The organism is Streptomyces sp. NRRL WC-3549 (genome assembly GCF_000721935.1).
In the GTDB taxonomy this organism is placed as follows: Bacteria; Actinomycetota; Actinomycetes; order Streptomycetales; family Streptomycetaceae; genus Streptomyces.
Genome location: NZ_KL585418.1, coordinates 43,477 through 46,745, shown reverse-complemented (window position 1 = coordinate 46,745; position 3,269 = coordinate 43,477). Strand labels below are relative to the sequence as shown.

1 protein-coding gene and 2 pseudogenes are annotated in these 3,269 nt (G+C 74.8%); all 3 read right to left on the bottom strand.

Going from position 1 to position 3,269, the window contains the following annotated elements; all coding sequences use genetic code 11:
• Positions 1–356: 356 nt before the first annotated feature.
• On the bottom strand, positions 357–1,160 hold the full coding sequence (locus tag IH13_RS0123725; RefSeq protein WP_082317687.1) for an enhanced serine sensitivity protein SseB C-terminal domain-containing protein: 804 nt from the start codon (positions 1,158–1,160) through the stop codon (positions 357–359).
• Between the two features lie 196 nt (positions 1,161–1,356).
• Positions 1,357–2,074, bottom strand: a pseudogene (locus tag IH13_RS38260) (enhanced serine sensitivity protein SseB).
• Between the two features lie 539 nt (positions 2,075–2,613).
• Positions 2,614–3,269 (bottom strand): annotated as a pseudogene (locus IH13_RS0123715) (AAA family ATPase); the annotation flags it as partial.

The following is a 3,269-nucleotide window of genomic DNA, read 5'->3' as shown; positions in this document are numbered from 1 at the left end:
CCGCCGCTGTAGCGGCTCGTACAAACACATGTCACATGGGCGGCGCCGTGCCGAACAGCCGCTGTTTGAAAGAGGCATGAGTCGGGCAGGGACCACCTGCTGAGGTGGAGTCTTCAGCTTCCGCGCGATCACCCGCCAGACCCCACGGGGAATGTTTGCTCAAACGTGATGCGGTCAGTGGGTTTCCGTTATCCGGACAGCCGGTCTTACTGAGCGGACCTCTCGGTCACTAATCCTCGATACCGGACATGTGGGCCAACTCATCCGATTGAGTGGCCAATTGACCGAACGCCGCCCCGGCCGGGCGACCGCCCGGCGCCGCCCCCAGAACGCGTGGGGACCGCCCGGCGCCGTCCTCAGTACGCGTGGGGGGCCGGCCCGGCCAGGGGCGGGTAGCCGTATCCCGGGGCGGGCGGGGGGACCGCGGGGGCGGCGTGCGCCTCGCGGTCGTAGAACGGCCGGGAGTTGGCGCGCAGCCACAACGCGACCGGGTCGTACTCGTCGGACATCGAGACCGTGGAGACGGGCAGCCCGTCGGGGACGGCCCCGACCGACTGCTGCATCATCGTCCGGGCCGCGTCGACCGAGGGGCGGCCCGTGTCGTAGAGGTCGAGGCCGATCGCGAGGTAGGGGACGCCCAGGGCGGGCTGCACCCAGGCGCGGCGCAGCGAACGCACCGCCTGGGTCCGGTGGGCGTTCTGTGACAGCAGGGCGTAGAACTGGGGGAGTTGGATGGCCGGCTCGAAGAGCCGGAGCGGACCCGCGGGCATCCGGTCGAGGCCGGTGGCGATGCGGCGGAGGTCCAGCCAGGGGACGCCCACGCCACCGCCGGGGGCGTGCGGGTTGAGCCAGATCCCCCAGCGGTCGGGGAACAGGGCACGGGCGATGTCGCGGCCGGTGATCAGTTCGTGGGCCCGGTTCCAGCCACTGGCCGAGAGCTCCTGGGCGGAGGTCACGCAGGGGGCGTAACCCATGCCGTCGACCTCCATGTTGCCGTACTGGGCGTCGGGGGAGCCGGCCGTGCCGTGCCAGAGCAGCATCCAGACCTGACCGCCCGCCAGGGCCCGCAGCAGCGCCTCGTACGCGTCGAGGCGCCCGGGGGTCACTTGGCGCAGCATGTGCTCGACCTGTCCGGCCGCCGCCGTGCCTGACGCACTCACCCTGGGTCCCGCCCCTCTTCGATCCGCGCTCCGGCGCCTCGGCCCGTCCCGCGATGCTGTGGTGCCGCCCCGGGCACACGGGGCGACCTCGTCATCCAACCAGCTTATGCGCCGCCCCTGACACCGTCTTGACGCCACGGGCGACGCCCCTCACCGCTCCCTCGGCACTCGTCGCGCTCCCGGTGCCGCCCCGCGCTCAGTACTCCTCGCGCCGGTAGAACGGCCGCACCTTCTCCCGCATCCAGTCACCGACGGGGTCCTGGGCCACGTCGAGCAGGAGGAGGTTGACCGGCCAGGGCACCTGGACGCGGCCGAGCGCACGCCCCAGGGCGTCCATGGGCGCCTCCTGCCCTGCGCCGTCCCAGAGGGCGAACTCGACGCCGACGAACAGGACGGGGTCGCCGCCCTCGATGCTGGCCAGGGCCCGGCGGGCGGTGCCCACCACCGCGGTCCCGTGGAACTCGGCGGCCACGGTGGAGAGGAAGTCGACGGGGTCCTCCTTCCAGCGCCGTGCGCCCGGCCCGGCAGAGTTCGGCGACGGCGGGCGGGGGGAGCGGCAGCCCGACCGCACCTCCGGGGTTGACGGCGATACCGAGTTGCGGGGGCAGCCCCCGGGCGAACTCACGGGCGGGCGCGACCGCGTAGGAGAGAGCGGGACCCGCGCACCGGAGGAACTGCGCCTCGGAGCTGAACACCGGGACGAACGCGGCGCCGCCGATGTCCACCGTCGGCAGGTCCAGATCGGGGCTGTCCGGGCCGCCCCCGTTCGGCAGCGGTACCCAGACATCACTGCGGCCGAGCACCTCCACGAGCCGCCCCCCGGCGTCGGGAACGCCCACCGACGCGGTCAGTACTTCTTCGAGCTCGTTGGCCGGCCACCCCTGCTGAGGATGTGCCTGTGCCGGAATGTCCACGGTGTCTCAGTCCCTCTCTCGCCATGCCCTGCGGCAGAAACCTTAGACCGACACCTGGCCGGGGGGCAGTGGCGCGGGCCGGGAAGGCGGGCCCGGGACCGGTACGGGCCGCCGCGGTCCGGATCCTGGACGCCCGGACGGATTCGCTCCGGCTGTGCTCCTGCGAATCGCCCGGCGGGCCACCCGGGCGGCGGAGCGCACGGGCGGACGCGATGGCGCGGAGCGTGCGGCGCGCAGGATGGGGAGCGCGCGGAGCGCCCGGAGCGCATGCGGGACCACCGGACGTACGGTGCGCGCCATGGCGCGAGGAGGCGCGCGGCCTCCCTGCGGAGCCGCTCCCCACCGCTTCCCGCGCCCTACGGACGCGTCACGCGCATTACCCCGGGCACGTCCGCCGCACCCGTCTCACCCGAAACGCCCGACGCCTCGTCCGCCGCACCCGTCGCACCCGTCGCACCCGTCGCACCTGTCACACCTGCCCCTCCCGTCACACCTGCCGCTCCCGCACCACCAGCCTCGCTCGCCTCCCCCGCCTCTCCCCCCTCGCCGGTGAAGGAGATCCGCGCGATCGCGTCGGCCGCCTCCCGGTCCAGGAGGACGACGGAGACGCACCCCGGTGGCAGCACCCCGTCCCCCGCGTCGCGCAGCAGCCGGCCGACCGCACGCCGGTGCCGGGCGAACGCGTAGCCCGAGACCCCGCGTCCGCGTTCCCGCTGCCCCCGCCGGGCCACGGCCGGCGTGACGTCGAGCAGGATCAGGTGCAGGGCCCGCCCCCGCCGCCGGGCGTCCTGCCCGAGCCAGCGCCGGACCCAGGCCTGCGTACCGCAGTCGTGGACGACGACGGACCCGCCGCCGCGCAGCGCCCGCCACAGCCCGCGGTAGTGCGCGACGCGCACCAGCGGGCGGTAGAGGGGGTACGGGACCGAGCGGGGCAGCGAGCGGGCCCAGCGGTCCCGGGTGTCCTGCGAGTCGACGGCGTCCTGCCGGGGGACCGAGCGCCGGATCAGCGTCGACTTGCCGCCGCCCGGCAGTCCGGACACCACCACGACGTCGCCCGGGGCGAAGTCCAGCACCCTCGGTCCGGCCCCGCCCCGGCCCCGGAGGTCGCGCACGGCGAGGCCGGGGCCCCGCGCGTCGAGGCTCTCCCGGACCGGCGCCCCGGGCTGTGCGGGCATCGTCTCGCGGGCGGCCTCCG